The 13722-nt window shown below is 69.3% G+C and carries 14 protein-coding genes and 1 pseudogene; 6 read left to right on the top strand and 9 right to left on the bottom strand.

Translation table 11 applies throughout. The features are described 5' to 3' along the window. Nucleotides 1–28 precede the first annotated feature (28 nt). The gene (locus ACTOWK_RS16680; protein ID WP_441331234.1) at nt 29–1213 is read right to left on the bottom strand and encodes an efflux RND transporter periplasmic adaptor subunit; all 1185 of its coding nucleotides are present in this window, start codon (nt 1211–1213) and stop codon (nt 29–31) included. Between the two features lie 76 nt (nt 1214–1289). Between ACTOWK_RS16680 and ACTOWK_RS16675 the strand changes: the two genes are divergently transcribed. From ACTOWK_RS16675 to ACTOWK_RS16665, 3 genes are all read left to right on the top strand, one after another. After that, a complete protein-coding gene (locus ACTOWK_RS16675) occupies nt 1290–1955 on the top strand; it encodes a TetR/AcrR family transcriptional regulator (RefSeq protein WP_441331233.1) in 666 nt (221 codons plus the stop codon). Nucleotides 1956–2109: 154 nt separating this feature from the next. Beyond that, nucleotides 2110–2778, top strand: a complete 669-nt coding sequence (locus ACTOWK_RS16670) for a protein-L-isoaspartate O-methyltransferase family protein (protein WP_441331232.1) — start codon at nt 2110–2112, stop codon at nt 2776–2778. Nucleotides 2779–2795: 17 nt separating this feature from the next. Next, entirely contained in the window at nt 2796–4205 is a 1410-nt protein-coding gene (locus tag ACTOWK_RS16665; protein ID WP_441331231.1) for a TolC family outer membrane protein, read from the top strand. 381 nt (nt 4206–4586) lie between these two features. On the opposite strand, the gene waaA is transcribed toward ACTOWK_RS16665, so the two are convergent. Then, the gene (gene waaA, locus ACTOWK_RS16660; RefSeq protein WP_441331230.1) at nt 4587–5882 is read right to left on the bottom strand and encodes a lipid IV(A) 3-deoxy-D-manno-octulosonic acid transferase; all 1296 of its coding nucleotides are present in this window, start codon (nt 5880–5882) and stop codon (nt 4587–4589) included. A 254-nt stretch (nt 5883–6136) separates the two neighbouring features. Here waaA and lpxL point away from each other — a divergent pair, with 254 nt between their 5' ends. Both lpxL and ACTOWK_RS16650 read left to right on the top strand, forming a co-directional pair. Continuing rightward, nucleotides 6137–7093: an LpxL/LpxP family Kdo(2)-lipid IV(A) lauroyl/palmitoleoyl acyltransferase gene (lpxL, locus tag ACTOWK_RS16655; RefSeq protein ID WP_441331229.1), complete on the top strand. Its 957-nt coding sequence runs from the start codon at nt 6137–6139 to the stop codon at nt 7091–7093. Next, nucleotides 7094–7138, top strand: a pseudogene (locus tag ACTOWK_RS16650) (pentapeptide repeat-containing protein); the annotation flags it as partial. A 43-nt stretch (nt 7139–7181) separates the two neighbouring features. On the opposite strand, the gene ACTOWK_RS16645 reads toward ACTOWK_RS16650, so the two are convergent. The 6 genes from ACTOWK_RS16645 to ACTOWK_RS16620 all read right to left on the bottom strand — a co-directional run bounded on the left by ACTOWK_RS16645 (nt 7182) and on the right by ACTOWK_RS16620 (nt 12187). After that, nucleotides 7182–8543: an O-antigen ligase family protein gene (locus tag ACTOWK_RS16645; protein WP_441331275.1), complete on the bottom strand. Its 1362-nt coding sequence runs from the start codon at nt 8541–8543 to the stop codon at nt 7182–7184. Beyond that, complete coding sequence (locus ACTOWK_RS16640; protein ID WP_441331228.1) at nt 8524–9660, bottom strand: glycosyltransferase family 4 protein; 1137 nt, start codon at nt 9658–9660, stop codon at nt 8524–8526. Before ACTOWK_RS16640 ends, ACTOWK_RS16645 begins: the two co-directional genes overlap by 20 nt. A 22-nt stretch (nt 9661–9682) precedes the next feature. After that, a complete protein-coding gene (locus ACTOWK_RS16635) occupies nt 9683–9883 on the bottom strand; it encodes a zinc-finger domain-containing protein (protein ID WP_056180259.1) in 201 nt (66 codons plus the stop codon). Between the two features lie 268 nt (nt 9884–10151). Next, on the bottom strand, nt 10152–10865 hold the full coding sequence (locus tag ACTOWK_RS16630) for a pirin family protein (RefSeq protein ID WP_441331227.1): 714 nt from the start codon (nt 10863–10865) through the stop codon (nt 10152–10154). Between the two features lie 10 nt (nt 10866–10875). Further along, complete coding sequence (locus ACTOWK_RS16625; protein ID WP_441331226.1) at nt 10876–11466, bottom strand: YceI family protein; 591 nt, start codon at nt 11464–11466, stop codon at nt 10876–10878. A 133-nt stretch (nt 11467–11599) separates the two neighbouring features. Continuing rightward, nucleotides 11600–12187 carry a malonic semialdehyde reductase gene (locus tag ACTOWK_RS16620; protein WP_441331225.1) on the bottom strand — a complete coding sequence of 196 codons (588 nt, stop codon included), beginning with the start codon at nt 12185–12187 and terminating at the stop codon, nt 11600–11602. Nucleotides 12188–12292: 105 nt separating this feature from the next. On the opposite strand from ACTOWK_RS16620, the gene ACTOWK_RS16615 reads away from it, so the two are divergent. Next, on the top strand, nt 12293–13276 hold the full coding sequence (locus ACTOWK_RS16615) for a mitochondrial fission ELM1 family protein (protein ID WP_441331224.1): 984 nt from the start codon (nt 12293–12295) through the stop codon (nt 13274–13276). Between the two features lie 25 nt (nt 13277–13301). Here the strand turns inward: ACTOWK_RS16615 and ACTOWK_RS16610 are convergent, their stop codons facing one another. After that, nucleotides 13302–13703, bottom strand: coding sequence for a hypothetical protein (locus tag ACTOWK_RS16610; RefSeq protein ID WP_441331223.1), 402 nt, complete (start codon nt 13701–13703; stop codon nt 13302–13304). Between the last annotated feature and the right edge of the window lie 19 nt (nt 13704–13722).

Genomic DNA, 13722 nt, shown 5'->3' with positions numbered 1-13722 from the left:
GGCCGGCCTGGTCGGGGTCGCGGGGCGGTTAACGCTTTACGTCGCTGAGCGACTGGGGCTTTACGCCGCTGGGCGACTCACGTTTTCCGTCGCTGGGCGACTGCGGCTCGACCGGATGGTTGTCGCGGTCGACGGCGACGACTTTCTGGCCGTCGCGCAGCAGATGGCCGCCGGCGGCGACGACCCAGTCGCCGGGTTGCAGGCCCGAACTCACCGGCACCCGCTCGGGGCCGTAGGCGCCGGTCTGCACCGGTCGCAGCTTGACCGTGCCGCTCTTGAGGTCGGCGACGAACACCGCCGAGCCGCCGGCCGCGGTGCGCTGCAGGGCCGCGAGCGGCACGCTGAGCCCGCTGGCGGCCTGGTTGGGCAGGTAGATGCGTGCGCTCTGGCCCAGTTCCAGGGTGCCGGCCGGCGCGTCGACGGTGACCCGCGCGGCATAGGTGCGCGAGGCCGGATCGGCCGCCGGCGAGACTTCGCGGACCCGGCCCGGCCAACGCTGGCCGGACTGCGACCACAGTTCGATCAACACCTCCTGGCCCGGCTTGAAGGTCGCGATCGCGCCCTCGGGCACGGCGAAGGCGACTTCTCGGGCGCCGTCGGCGGCCAGCGCGAACACCTGCTGGCCGGCGGCGACCACCTGGCCGGCCTCGGCACTGCGGCTGGCGATCACGCCGGCGCTCGGCGAGCGCAGATGGGTGTAGGCGGACTGATTGCGCGCGACTTCGAGGTTGGCGCGGGCGGCGTTGACCTGGCCCAGCGCGGCCTTGGCCGCGGCGTCCTGGGCGTCCTGGGTCGAACGACTGACCAATTGGTCCTTGGCGAGCTGCGAGTAGCGGACCTGGTCGGCGCGGGCGCGGCCGTAGTCGGCCTCGGCGGCGGCGAGCTGGGCCTGGGCGGCGCGCGCCTGGGCCTCCAGATCGCCGGCGTCGAGTATCGCCAGCACCTGGCCTGCGGCAACATGGGCGCCGATGTCGACCTTGCGTTCGACCAGCTTGCCGCCGACCCGGAACGACAGGGGGCTCTCTTCGCGGGCCCGCACTTCGCCGGCGAAGGCCGAGACCCCATTGACCGCGCCGCTCGGCCGGGCGACCAGCACCGGCCGCGGCGATTCTTCGACCTGCTGGCCGTTGCCGCAGGCCGACAGGACCAGCATGAGCGCCGCGCCGAACAGCCTCGGGGCGGTGGTCGCAGCGGAAAAAGTCCGGTGGCGCATTGCGGTTGGCCTCATCGCGAATTAATGTACTTGCCAGTACTGTATAAATAACGAACCCGGTAGTCCAGTATTCCTTATGTCTTCGCCCCGACCCTCCAGCCCCCCTACGCCCCCGGCCAAGCCGGCCGGCCCAGGCCGCCCGAAGGACCTCAGCAAGCGCAACGCGATCCTCGACGCGGCCAAGCGCCTGTTCCTGGTCGACGGCTTCGACGGGGTCAGCATGGACCAGATCGCCGCGGGGGCCGGGGTCTCCAAGCTCACCGTCTACAGCCATTTCGGCGACAAAGAGAGCCTGTTCGGCGCCGCGGTCCAGGCCTATTGCGAGCAGCACTTGCCGCCGCTGATGTTCGTGCCCGACCCGGCCACGCCGCTGCGCGAGCGCCTGCTGGCGATCGCCAACGCCTTCTACGAGATGGTCAGCTCGCCCGAGGCGATCCAGATTCATCGCCTGTTGTGCTCGCCCCAGGTCGCCCAATCGCCGCTGTCGAAGATGTTCTGGGAGGCCGGGCCGCAGCGCCTGCACGACGAATTCACCGCCTTGCTGCAGCGCCGGGTCGACGCCGGCGAACTGGAAATCGACGACGTGGCCCGCGCCGCGCCGCAGTTTTTCTGCCTGCTCAAGGGCGAACCGCACGCTTTGCTGATGTTCGGCTGCGGCGCGCCGGGCCGGACCGAGGTGCGTGCGCACATCGACGCCTCGGTGACGATGTTCCTGCGCGCCTATGCCCGCCGCGAGCGCTGAAACCGCCGCGCTACGGCCCGAAACCCGCACGGTGCCGAGAGTTCCGGTGACTTTCGGCACTAAGCCCGGACCCGGGCGTGGTTAATTCTTTTGCTCCGGGGGTCGCGTGGTCCCGGTAGAATTCGCAGTTCCCACGCACCATGAAGACGCCCGAATGACTACGCTCGATTACGCAAAAGCACGTGAACTGATGGTCGAACAACAGGTTCGGCCGTGGGACGTGCTCGACCCGCGCGTGCTCGATGTGCTGGCGGCTTTGCCGCGCGAGGCCTTCGTCGACGAAGCGCACCGCAATCTGGCCTATACCGACGTGCAGCTGCCGTTGGCGCACGGCGAATTCATGATGAAGCCGGTGCTCGAAGGCCGCACGCTGCAGTCGCTTGCGGTCGACCCGACCGACGACGTGCTCGAGATCGGCACCGGCAGCGGTTACCTGACCGCCTGCCTCGGCCGCCTCGCCCGCGAAGTGGTCAGCCTGGAATGCCATGCCGACCTCGCCGCGACCGCGCGCAAGCGCCTGGCCGCGCAATCGATCAACAACGTCCAGGTCGTCGACGCCGACGCCCTGACTTACCGCACCGACCGCCGCTTCAACGCGATCTGCGTGACCGGCGCGGTCTCGGAAATTCCGCCGCAGTGGTTGCAGTGGTTGCAGCCGAACGGCCGTTTGTTCGTCGTCCGCGGCCGTTCGCCGGCCATGGAAGGACTGCGGGTCACCGCCGGCGAACGCAACGATGTCAACGCTGCGCGCATCCAATCGTTGTTCGAAACCGACCTCCCCTATCTCGTCGGCGCGGCCCCCACGCCTGCCTTCGAGTTCTGAACGCTCAAGGAAGCCGCATGATCCGCCGCCCTCTCGTTCTTGCCCTGGCCTTATCCCTGCTGCCGGCCGTCGCGTCGGCGGAAGACTTGTTGCAGACCTATGAACTCGCGCGCCAGGGCGACCCGCAGCTGTCGGCGGCCGAATCCAACCGTCTGGCGACCAAGGAAGACCGCATCCAGGCCCGCGCCGCATTGCTGCCGTCCCTGTCGGGCACGGCGCGGCTGACCCGCAGCCGCACCACCACCGAAGGCGGCTCGGGCAGCAGCGATCCGACCGATCCGATCCCGGCCGGCATCGACTTTCGTTCCGACAGCACTTCGCGCAACTACTCGCTCGCCGCGAGCCAGATGATCTACAACCGCGCCAGCATCAAGACCTACCAGGGTCAGAATGCGATCAGCCAGGCCAGCGACTTCACTCTGGAGTCGGCCAGCCAGGAACTGATCACGCGCACCTCGGCGGCCTACTTCGACGTGCTGGTCAAGCTCGAAAACCTCGCCGCCGCCGAAGCGGCCGAAACCGCGCTGCAGAAGCAGTTCGACTACGCCTCCAAGCGCCTGGAAGTCGGCCTGGCGCCGATCACCGACGTGCACGAAGCGCGCGCCCAGTACGACACCGCTCGCGCCGGCACCATCACCGCACGCAACGCGGTCGAGGACGCCTATCAGGGCCTGAGCCAGATCACCGGCCAGCCGGTGCGCACGCTCAAGGCGCTGCCGGCCGACTTCAAGCCGAACCTGCCGGAAGCGCAGGACGTCGAAGGCTGGGTCAACAACGCGGTGCAGAACAATCCCTCGCTGCGTGCGCAGGACCTGCAGGTGCGTGCCGCCGAGATCGGCGTGGAAACCGCGCGCGCCGGTCACTGGCCGACCCTGAGCTTGAACGGCAGCTACGGCGACAACGCCAATTGGGGCGACCGCACCTTCATGGGCCAGACCTTGAACTCGCCCGGCAACGCCAACCACGGCCCGAGCATCGGCCTGGAACTGTCGGTGCCGTTGTACGCCGGTGGCCGCATCCAGTCCGGCGTGCGCCAGGCCCTGGCGCGTCGCGACTCCGCCCAGGACGAACTCGAACGCCAGAAGCGCCTGCTCGTGCGCACCACCCGCAATGCCTACCAGACCCTGGTCGCCGGCATCAGCGAAGTCGAAGCGCGCCGCCTCGCCCTGGTCTCGGCGCAGGCCGCCTACGACGCCTCGCAAGTCGGCCTGGAAGTCGGCACCCGCACCGTGCTGGACGTGTTGAACAACCAGCGCACCCTGCTGGAAGCGCAGCAGGCCTATGCCCAGTCCAAGTACAACTACCTGCAGAACCGCCTGCTGCTGGAACAGGCCGCCGGCTCGCTCGACGTCGCCGACGTGCAGGACATCAACCGCCTGCTGACCGCCGACGCGGCGACCAACCTGGCACCGCCGCAGGCGCAGTAACGCGGCGACCCGGATACGATCGAAGTCCTACAAAAAACCGCCGGCCTCCGGCGGTTTTTTCGTTTGCGGCTGCGGACACCCCATCGTCGACATGGTCGATCGAAGCGCCGTACCAGGGTAGGAGCGGCGCAAGCCGCGACCACGGGACGCGCAGCAACCCCAACGTCGTCCTAATCCATCGACGCCGCGCCGCTTCACCGGGGTAGGAGCGGCGCAAGCCGCGACCGCGCCCTGGCACCGACGGCGCGACCACGGGCACCGCTGCGTATACGGCGCTCTGCGGATGGCGGCTCAATGGTTGCAGGTTCGCGGTCGCGGCTTGCGCCGCTCCTACTCCTGAAAGCGAAGGCCGCCGGCGAACCGGGGAAGCGACGGATGCGCTCAGCGCAGCGGCGGCAACGCCGGCTGCAACAAGGCCATGGTGCGGGCCAAGGCGCCACGGCCGAGTTCGACCAGGGCGCGGCCGGCGTCGATCATCCTGGCGCGTTCGATCGGGTCGGCCAGCAGGCGCTCGACCGCCGCCTCGACCGCTTCGGCATCGGCGCCGATCCGCAAGGCACCGGCGGTTTCCAGGCGCTGCGCGATCTCGACGAAGTTGTGCAGGTGCGGGCCGGTCACGATCGGGGTGCCGGTGGCGGCCGGCTCGAGCAGGTTGTGGCCGCCGATCGCCTGCAAGCTGCCGCCGACGAAGGCGACGTCGGCGCAGGCGTAGAAGCTCATCAGTTCGCCCAGGGTGTCGATCACGAACACATCGTCGCCGGGCTGCGGCCAGCGCGCTCGCGAACGCGTCGACACTTGCCAGCCGGCGCTGCGGGCATTTTCGGCGACCACCCGGAAGCGTTCCGGATGGCGCGGCGCCCACAACAGCAACAGGCCGGGGAAACGCTCGCGCAGGCGCCGGTGCATGCTCACTGTCGCGGCTTCCTCGTCCTCGTGCGTGCTCGCCGCGATCCATACCGGCCGCTCGCCGGTGTGGCGGTGGCATTCGAGGGCGAATTCGTCGAGCGCATCGGGCACGTTGACGTCGAACTTGAGGTTGCCGGTCTCGGTGACCTGCTCGGGCCGCGCGCCGAGTTCGACGAAACGCTCGCCGTCGGCGCGCGATTGCGCCGCCACCGTGCGCACCGTGCGCAGGGCGCGGCCGACCAGGGGCGCGAGCACGCGGTAGCCGCGCAGCGAACGCTCCGACAATCGGGCATTGAGGATGTAGGCCGGAATGCCGCGGTCGCGGCAGCCGAACAACAGGTTCGGCCACAACTCGGTTTCCATGATCAGCGCCGCGCAGGGCTGGTGATGGCGCAAGAAACGCCCGACCGCGCCGGGCAGGTCGTAAGGCAGGTACACGTGTTCGACCGAATCGCCCCAGGCCGAACGCGCGCGGTCCGAACCGGTCGGGGTGATCGTGGTCACCAGCAGGCGCAGGTCGGGGCGGCCGCGGCGCAAGGCGTTCACCAGTGGAATCGCGGCGTTGACCTCGCCCACCGAGACCGCGTGCAGCCACAGAGTGCGGGTCTGCGCGGGGCCGCGATAGATCGCATAACGCTCGAGCCAGCGCTGGAAATAGGCGGGCTGGCGGAAGCCGCGCCAGATCAGGTGATAGATCGTCACCGGCGCCAACAGATACAGCGCGACCGAATACAGGCCGCGCAACAGGCGCTCGATCAAGTCCTTCCGCATCCGACAAGGATAAAGCTTGCGGAGGTGATCCGGTCGTGGATGCCGTCATCGCACACCGGGCCGGACTCGACCGGGCGCGCAAAACCGGCGATGCGCAGGCATCCGCGGCACATCGGCGCGGCAGGCCGCGAGGCCCGCAGCGCACGCTAAACCACACGATGGCAGGCATCGGGACCCGCCGCGCGAATGCCGCTGCGCCCGCGCTGATGGCCGCAGTGCACCGGCATTACACGCTCACCGCATAAACTATCGCCATGGCCAAACCTGTCCTGCCCCCTCGCCCTTCCCTGCTGGTGCCGCGCCTGTGGCCGATGTGGCTCGCGCTGGCCGCGATGTGTTTCGGCGCGCGCCTGCCCTGGGGTCTGCAACGTGCGCTCGGCCGCCTGATCGGGGTCTTCGCCCTGCGCGTGGCGGGCCAGCGCCGGCGCGCGGCCCGCATCAACCTGGCCCTGTGCTTCCCGGAAAAGACCGAGGCCGAGCGCGAGACTCTGCTGCGGCAGAGCTTCCGCGACCTCGGCATCGGCTTCTTCGAATTCGCCCGCGCCTGGTGGGGCGGGGTCGCGCCGATGCGGCGCACGGTGCGCATCGAAGGCCTGGAACGGCTCGACGAGGTACGCGCGGCCGGCCGAGGCGTGCTGATGATCTCGGGCCATTTCATGACCCTGGAGATGTGCGGGCGGCTGATGTGCGACCACCTGCCGCTGGCCGGCATGTACCGCAAGCACCGCAACCCGGTCATGGAATGGGCGGTCAAGCGCGGCCGCCTGCGCTACGCCGCGGCCATGTTCACCAACGAAGAGATCCGCCCGGCGATGCGCCACCTCAAGCAGGGCGGCTTCCTGTGGTATGCGCCGGACCAGGACATGCGCGGCAAGGACACGGTGTTCGCGCCGTTCTTCGGCGTGCCGGCGGCGACGATCACGGCCACCCACCAGTTCGCGCGCCTCAGCGGTTGCGCGGTGGTGCCGTTCTTCCATCGCCGCGAGGGCGCCGATTACATATTGCGGGTCGGCACACCGCTGGCCGAGTTCCCGTCCAGCGATGCCACGCAGGACAGCACCCGCGTGAATGCCCAGATCGAGGCGATGGTGCGCGAAGCGCCGAGCCAGTACCTGTGGATCCACCGCCGCTTCAAGCGCCGCCCACCGGGCCTGCGCTCGCCGTACAAGAAGCCCGCTGCGAACCAGGACGCCGAGAACGCTCCGGCCTGAGCTGACCTGAGCGGATCGGACCTGAGCGGAGCTGACCTGAGCTGACCTGAGCGGAGCGGCCCCGAACAGCCCGAGCGCATGCGATCGCTCAAGCCGTCGCGTCGCCCTCGTCCGGCGGTTGCGCCAGCAGGCTGCCGGCGTACAGCGCCGCCAGCAGCAAGGTCAGCCCGCCCCAGAAGGTCGAATAGAAGGCCAGGTGGGTGTTGAACGGGAACACCGTCACCAGCAAGGCCAGCATCGCCGGCCGCGCCGCTTCGCGCGCGCGCGCATCGGCCACCGCCCAGGCGCGCCAGGCCAATGCGGCGCCGGCCAGCCACAGCAATAGACCGAAGGCGCCGGTTTCGGCGAGCACTTCGAGCAGCAACTGATGCGCATGCAGGGCCGGCCCCTCGCCCCAGGACGTGGTGCGTCCAGGTTGCGGGTCGCAGGCCGGGAAGGCCTCGCGGAAACCGCGCGCGCCGACGCCGTTGAGCGGATGCTCGCCGACCATGCACAGCGCCGCGCGCCAGATCCGCGTGCGCCCGGACAGCGCGCTGTCGAGACCTTCGACATCGGCGCTGACGATGTGCGCGGTGCGGGCGAGGCGGTCGTGCACCTGCGGCGTGGTCTGGTCGAGTACCGCCAAAGCCAGCACGCCGAACGCGAACACGCCGAGCAGGCGCTTCCAACCGAGCAGACGCCAGCCCGACAGCACCAGTACCAGACCGTAGGTGATCCACGAGGCGCGCGAACCGGCCAGCACCACCACCACGCCGACCGCGGCCGCCGCGATCAGCCAACCGCCGAGACGGAAACGGCGGCCGACCGCGTACAGCACGAACGGCGAGAAGCTCGCGATGACCTGGCCGAGCTTGAGATTGCACGGACCGAGCACGCCGCTGAGGCGGTCGACGCTGGCGATCTCGGCGTCCGAACACATGCCGTGGCCGCTGATCGCCTGCTTCAGCGAGTCGATGCCGAAGAACAGCGGGCTGGTGCCGGTGAGACCTTGCAGCAAGGCGTCGACGGTCCACAGGCCGATGATGATGCCCAGGCCGCCGAAGGTGGTGCGTTGCCCCTGCCGGGTCGCGACCGCGGCCGCGACCAGCCACAGGAACGGCAGATAGCGCAGATCGACCGCGGCTTCGCGCAAGGCGCGGCCCGGGTCGACCGCGTCGATCGCCGAGATCAGTTCCGGCAACCAGTACGCCGCGAACAGGGCGCTGGTCAGCACCCAGGCCGGATCGCTGAGCAGGCGCGCGCCGGTGTTGAAGCGCACCAGCACCAGCCGCACCAGGGCGGTCAGCGCACCGAGGGTGAGGACGGTTTCGGCATACCCCGGCGCGAACAGCAGCGCGACATAGGCCAGGATCCAGGCCGGCGCCCAGCGCCAACCGACGATCGCGTTGGGGGTCTCGCCGGGCGGCGGCCCGGCCGTCGCCGTCGCCGGCTCAGGCGCGGTGTGCGGCATCGACGAGTTCGGCATAGACGGCAAGCGTGGCCTCCTGCATCGCCCGCAGGGAAAACGCCATCGTATCCACAGGCGCGGGCGCTTGCGTTAGCAATTCGCAAGCCGCCGCACGCAAGGCCTGCAGGTCGAACGGCGCGACCGCGCCGCGCGGCTGCAGCTGGCTCAGCAGTTCGCCGACGCCACCGTGGTTCCAGCCGACCACCGGCCGCCCGCAGGACAGCGCCTCGACCACGGTGCGGCCGAAGGCTTCGGGCTTGCGCGAGAGCTGCAGGACCAGGTCGCTGGCGGCATAGGCGCGGGCGATTGCGTCGGTCGGCGCGGTGAAGGCGATCGCATCGGCGATGCCGAGCTGCTGCGCGGCCTGTTCGAGTTCGAGGATGTAGGCCTCGCGCCCGGCCTCGCGCGCGCCCGGCAGCCACAACCGCGCGTCGCGGCCGTCGGCGCGGATCGCCGCGAGCAGAGCCAGCGCATCGGCATGCCCTTTCAGGCGGGTGCCGCGGCCCGGCAGCAACAGCAAGGGGCCGTCGCCGGCGAGCGCGGGATGCTGCGCCGCGGCCCAGGCGCGCGCCTGCGGGTCGGGCCAGGACGCGTGCGGAAACGCCGCCGGGTCGATGCCGCGCGGAATCACCCGCAGCCTGGCCGGGTCGGTGTCGGGATAGTGTTCGAGCACATAGTCGCGGACCGTGCGCGACACGCAAATGCTGCGCTCGCCGCGGGTCATCACCGCGCTGTAGCGCGACGGCGAGTTGAGCCCGTGCACAGTGGTGACGAAGCGCGGCCGCGTGGTTTCGTCCATGCCGCGCCAGGCCAGCAGGCCGATCCAGGCCGGCAGGCGCGAACGCGCGTGGACGATGTCGACCGAGTGCTCGGCCCACAGCCGACGCAGGGTGAAGGCATGGCGCAGGGTCGACGGCGATTTGCGCCCGATCGCCAGTTCGATGTGTTCGGCGCCCGATGCCACCAGTTGCGGCACCAGGCGGCCGCCGGCCGAGACCACTACGGCGCGGTGGCCGGCGCGCACCAGCGCCTCGGCGATTTCGAGGGTCGAACGTTCGACGCCGCCGGATTCCAGCTTCGGCAGCAATTGCATCACCGTCAGCCGGCGCGTGGTCGGCATGGGCGGTGTCACGCGGCGACGATCAGTCGTCGACCAGGGTGAAAAGCGCGCCGCAGTACGGGCACTGGCATTCGCGCTCGGCCTCGATCGGCAGATACACGCGCGGGTGCGAGTTCCACAGCGCCATCGACGGCAGCGGGCAGCTCAACGGCAGGTCGGCGCGCGTGACGGTATAGCGCTGCTCGGCGTTGGCCTGGGTGGGATGGGCGTTGGCTGCGGTCATGAGGGACGACGGATGGCGACGCGGGGGTGGCAGTTTAGCAGCGTTGCGGGGTTGGGCCGTGTGCGGGGCGCGGCGGCCGGCTGGGTGCCTAAGAGCCCCCCCCCCAGCCCCCCTTTTCCAAAGGGGGGAAAGCTTCGGCTAAGCGCTGCAGCAATTGCCGCTTGATCGCCCGACGACCGATCGAGGTGAGGAACGCCAAGCCCAGGAAGCACTCCAAGATGGGTTCCCCCCTTGGAAAAGGGGGGCCAGGGGGGATTTGCTCTTGCTCTTAACCCACCGGCGGCAAATCGAAAAACAGCAGGTCGGCCGTCGTATCGCCCAACCCGGTCAACACCAGCTCGGCGGATTCTTCGCGGAAGCCCAGCGCGTCGCCGGCTTCGAGCCTGCGCTCGCCCACTTCGACTCGCCCCCGCGCGACCTGCAGCCAATACAGCCGCCCCGCATCGAGCACACGGCGCGCGCTGGAGCCGGGCGTCAGCGCCAGCGCATACAGGCGCAGGTCCTGGCGCACCGGCAAACCGCCGTCGACACCGTCGCGCGAGGCCAGCAGGACGAATTCGCCGTCGCGCGCTTCGGCCGCTTCGAGCTGGGCGTAAGCGGGTTGGGCGTTGAGCCGGTCCGGCTGGACCCATATTTGCAGGAAATGCACCGGCTCGCTGTCGGAGGCGTTGTATTCGCTGTGTTCGACACCGTGTCCGGCGCTCATCCACTGCAGTTCGCCGACGCGGATGACCCCGCCGTCGTCGGCGCTGCCTTTATGCGACAGGCTACCGCTCAGCACGTAGCTGAGGATTTCCATGTTGGCGTGGCGATGCGGCGCGAAGCCCGCGCCGGCGGCGACGCGGTCTTCGTTGATCACGCGCAAGGCACCGAAGCCCATCCAGGCCGGGTCGTAATAGCTGCCGAACGAAAACGTGTGGCGGCTGTCGAGCCAACCCGCCTGGACCTGGCCGCGGGCGCTGGATGGGCGTTCGATGATCATGCGGTCGCGCTTACTTCTTGGCTTCGGGCTTGGGTACCAACGCTTCGGTGGTGATGCGGATGCTGACTTCGTCGCTGACGTTCGGCGCGTACTTGCCGAGGCCGAAATCGCTGCGCTTGAGCGTGGTGCTGGCGTCGAAGCCGGCCGCGGCGCGCTTGGCCATCGGCTGCTCGCCGACCTTGTTGATGGTGACGTCGAGCACGGCCGGCTTGGTCACGCCGTGCACGGTCAAATCGCCGCTGACCTTGAGCTTCTTGTCGCCGGCCGCTTCGACCTTGGTGCTCTTGAAGGTGATGGTCGGGAATTTCTCGGCGTCGAAGAAATCGGCGCTCTTGAGGTGCTCGTCGAAATCCGGCACGTGCGAATCCAGGCCGTCCAGCGGGATGGTCACCTGCACCGAGGACGCCGCCGGCTTGGCCGGATCGTAGGTGATGGTGCCGTCGACCTTGCCGAAATGCGCGACCGGGTTGGAGAAGCCGAAATGGCTCCAGCCGACCACCACGTCGGTGTGGTTGGGGTCGATCTTGTAGGTCAGGGCGGCGGCGCTGGCGGTGCCGGCGAAGGCCAGGCCCAGGGCAGCGGCAAGCAGGATGCGCTTCATGGTGAGCTCCTCGAAAGGGGAAAATCGTAAGGGATGGAGCGTATGGGTCGGGGGTAAAGACATCACGGCACTATCGCGCGAGCAGGCGTGGACCGGGTTCGGCCCACGCCGGAAGCGTGGCGGCGCGCGCGCCTCAATCGATGCGCGCGGCCTCGTCGAACGGCAGGCGCGGCGAGCGCGGGAACAGCGCCGCCGGCGCACCGACGCCGAGGTTGATCAGGAAGTTGGATTTGATCTTCGTGCCGGCGAAGAAGGCCTCGTCGACCTTGCCGTTGTCGAAGCCCGACATCGCGCCGGTGTCCAGGCCGAGCGAGCGCGCCGCCAGGATCAGGTAGGCGCCCTGCAGGCTGCCGTTGCGGAAAGCGGTGGTGCGGATGTGCTCCTCGTTGCCGGCGAACCAGCTGCGGGCATCGGCGTGCGGGAACAGGTAGGGCAGCTTGTCGTGGAATTCCAGGTCGTGGGCGACGATCACCGTGACCGGGGAGGCCATGGTCTTGGCCAGGTTGCCCTCGGACAGCGCCGGGCGCAGCTTTTCCTTGGCTTGCGCCGATTTCACGAACACGAAGCGCGCCGGCGAGCCGTTGGCGCTGGTCGGCGCCCATTTGACCAGGTCGTACAGCTGGCGCAGCGTCTCGTCGCTGACCTCGCCGCCGAGCTCGTTGTGCGTGCGGGCGGTGCGGAACAGTTGATCGAGGGCTTCGTCGTTCAGGGGCCTGGACATCGTCTTCTCCATGAGGCTGCCGCGCTGGGCATTGATCGGGAGACGAAGTGTAGAGTCTCAATCTGACCTTAGAACCGACAATCCCGGAACGGATTAAGCGCATCTGTGCAACGAAACAACCTTTCTGCCAAAACTAACTCCACGGCTGCAACCTGGATCCTGACCGACGGCCATGCCGGCAATCAGCGCCAAGCCAACGCCCTGACCCAAGCCCTGGGCCGGCCGGCGATCGACTGGACGCTGAGCCCGCGCGCGCCCTGGCGCTGGGCCTCGCCGCGGCGCCTGCCCGGCGCCGGCCAGGCCTTCGGCCCGGAGTTCGTCCGCGCTCGCGGCAGCCGCCCGCCGCTGGTGATCGGCTGCGGCCGCCAGGCTGCGCTCGCCACCCGCCTGCTGCGCGGCGACGGCTGCGCGGCGGTGCAGATCCTCGACCCGCGCATCGCGCCGAAGCATTGGGACCTGATCATCGCTCCCGAGCACGACGGCCTGCACGGCAACAACGTCGTCACCCTGCTCGGCAGCCTCAACCCGGTCGACGACCTGTGGCTGGCAGGCGCGCGCAGCGCCTTTCCCGCGTTCGGCGCCCTGCCCGGGCCGCGCACGGCCCTGTTGCTCGGCGGCCCAAGTGCGCATGCGAAGTTCGACCAGGCCGCGTTCGACGTGCTGGCGACGCAATTGCAGACCTTGCTCGAACGCGAGTCCGGCAGCCTGTTGGCGACCACTTCGCGGCGCACCCCGGTCGAGATCCGCGCGCGCCTGCGCCAACGTCTGGCGCGTCTGCCGCGGGTCTCTTGGTACGAGCCCGGCGAGGGCGCCAACCCCTACCCCGGCCTGCTCGGCTGGGCCGACCGCATCGTCTGCACCGCCGACTCGGTCAACATGCTGTCGGAAGCCGCGGCCACGCGGGTGCCGGTGTTCGCCTTCGGCATCGAACGCGTCGACGGCCGGCCCGGCCGTTTCGTCGACAGCCTGCTCAGCCTCGGTCGCGTGCGTCCCTTCGATCAACGCTTGTCGGCCTACCCGGTGACGCCGCTGCGCGAGACCGCGCGGGTCGCGCAGGAAGTCCGGCAACGACTGGGCCTGCCGGACTGAGTATTCGGACCGAATCGGACGTTGGTCAGGCGCGCTGACGCGGGTTGGCGAAGTTGCCGATGAAATGCAGCTCGTTATAGCGCCGGCCGGGCTGCGCCTCGTGGAAGACGGCGTGGTCGTAGAAGTACAACGCATTGCCTTCGACCACGCCGAGCTCATGGCAACGCGCGAGGATCGCGCGCTCGGCCTGCGGCGTATGCGTGCCGACTTCCAACACCAAGGTCTCCACCGGCACCAGCCGATGCCCGGCGGTCGCATAGGCGATGAAGAAATCCTCGTCGAGGAAATCGCAGCCGAGGTCGCGGTGCGCCGGGCAGCCCGAACCGCTCGCTTCCATGCCGTCGAGATAGCGCTCGAACATCTGCTGCGATTGGGTGGTCGTGCCCATCCACACCGAGATCATCCCGCGCGCGGTGTCGTCGATCATGGTCGCGCCCTGCTCATGC

Source organism: Lysobacter sp. CA196 (assembly GCF_052078695.1).
GTDB lineage: Bacteria > Pseudomonadota > Gammaproteobacteria > Xanthomonadales > Xanthomonadaceae > Lysobacter.
The sequence above is the reverse complement of the archived record's forward strand: the minus strand, read 5'-3'. Positions and strand labels throughout refer to the sequence as shown.

Bases quoted from the DNA above. Each gene is read 5' to 3' on its own strand.
- ACTOWK_RS16675 (WP_441331233.1), top strand. From the start codon at position 1,290: ATGTCTTCGCCCCGACCCTCCAGCCCCCCTACGCCCCCGGCCAAGCCG.
- ACTOWK_RS16620 (WP_441331225.1), bottom strand. From the start codon at position 12,187: ATGTCCAGGCCCCTGAACGACGAAGCCCTCGATCAACTGTTCCGCACC.
- waaA (WP_441331230.1), bottom strand. From the start codon at position 5,882: ATGCGGAAGGACTTGATCGAGCGCCTGTTGCGCGGCCTGTATTCGGTC.
- ACTOWK_RS16665 (WP_441331231.1), top strand. From the start codon at position 2,796: ATGATCCGCCGCCCTCTCGTTCTTGCCCTGGCCTTATCCCTGCTGCCG.
- ACTOWK_RS16625 (WP_441331226.1), bottom strand. From the start codon at position 11,466: ATGAAGCGCATCCTGCTTGCCGCTGCCCTGGGCCTGGCCTTCGCCGGC.
- ACTOWK_RS16645 (WP_441331275.1), bottom strand. From the start codon at position 8,543: ATGCCGCACACCGCGCCTGAGCCGGCGACGGCGACGGCCGGGCCGCCG.
- ACTOWK_RS16680 (WP_441331234.1), bottom strand. From the start codon at position 1,213: ATGCGCCACCGGACTTTTTCCGCTGCGACCACCGCCCCGAGGCTGTTC.
- ACTOWK_RS16670 (WP_441331232.1), top strand. From the start codon at position 2,110: ATGACTACGCTCGATTACGCAAAAGCACGTGAACTGATGGTCGAACAA.
- ACTOWK_RS16610 (WP_441331223.1), bottom strand. From the start codon at position 13,703: ATGATCGACGACACCGCGCGCGGGATGATCTCGGTGTGGATGGGCACG.
- ACTOWK_RS16630 (WP_441331227.1), bottom strand. From the start codon at position 10,865: ATGATCATCGAACGCCCATCCAGCGCCCGCGGCCAGGTCCAGGCGGGT.
- ACTOWK_RS16640 (WP_441331228.1), bottom strand. From the start codon at position 9,660: ATGCCGACCACGCGCCGGCTGACGGTGATGCAATTGCTGCCGAAGCTG.
- lpxL (WP_441331229.1), top strand. From the start codon at position 6,137: ATGGCCAAACCTGTCCTGCCCCCTCGCCCTTCCCTGCTGGTGCCGCGC.
- ACTOWK_RS16635 (WP_056180259.1), bottom strand. From the start codon at position 9,883: ATGACCGCAGCCAACGCCCATCCCACCCAGGCCAACGCCGAGCAGCGC.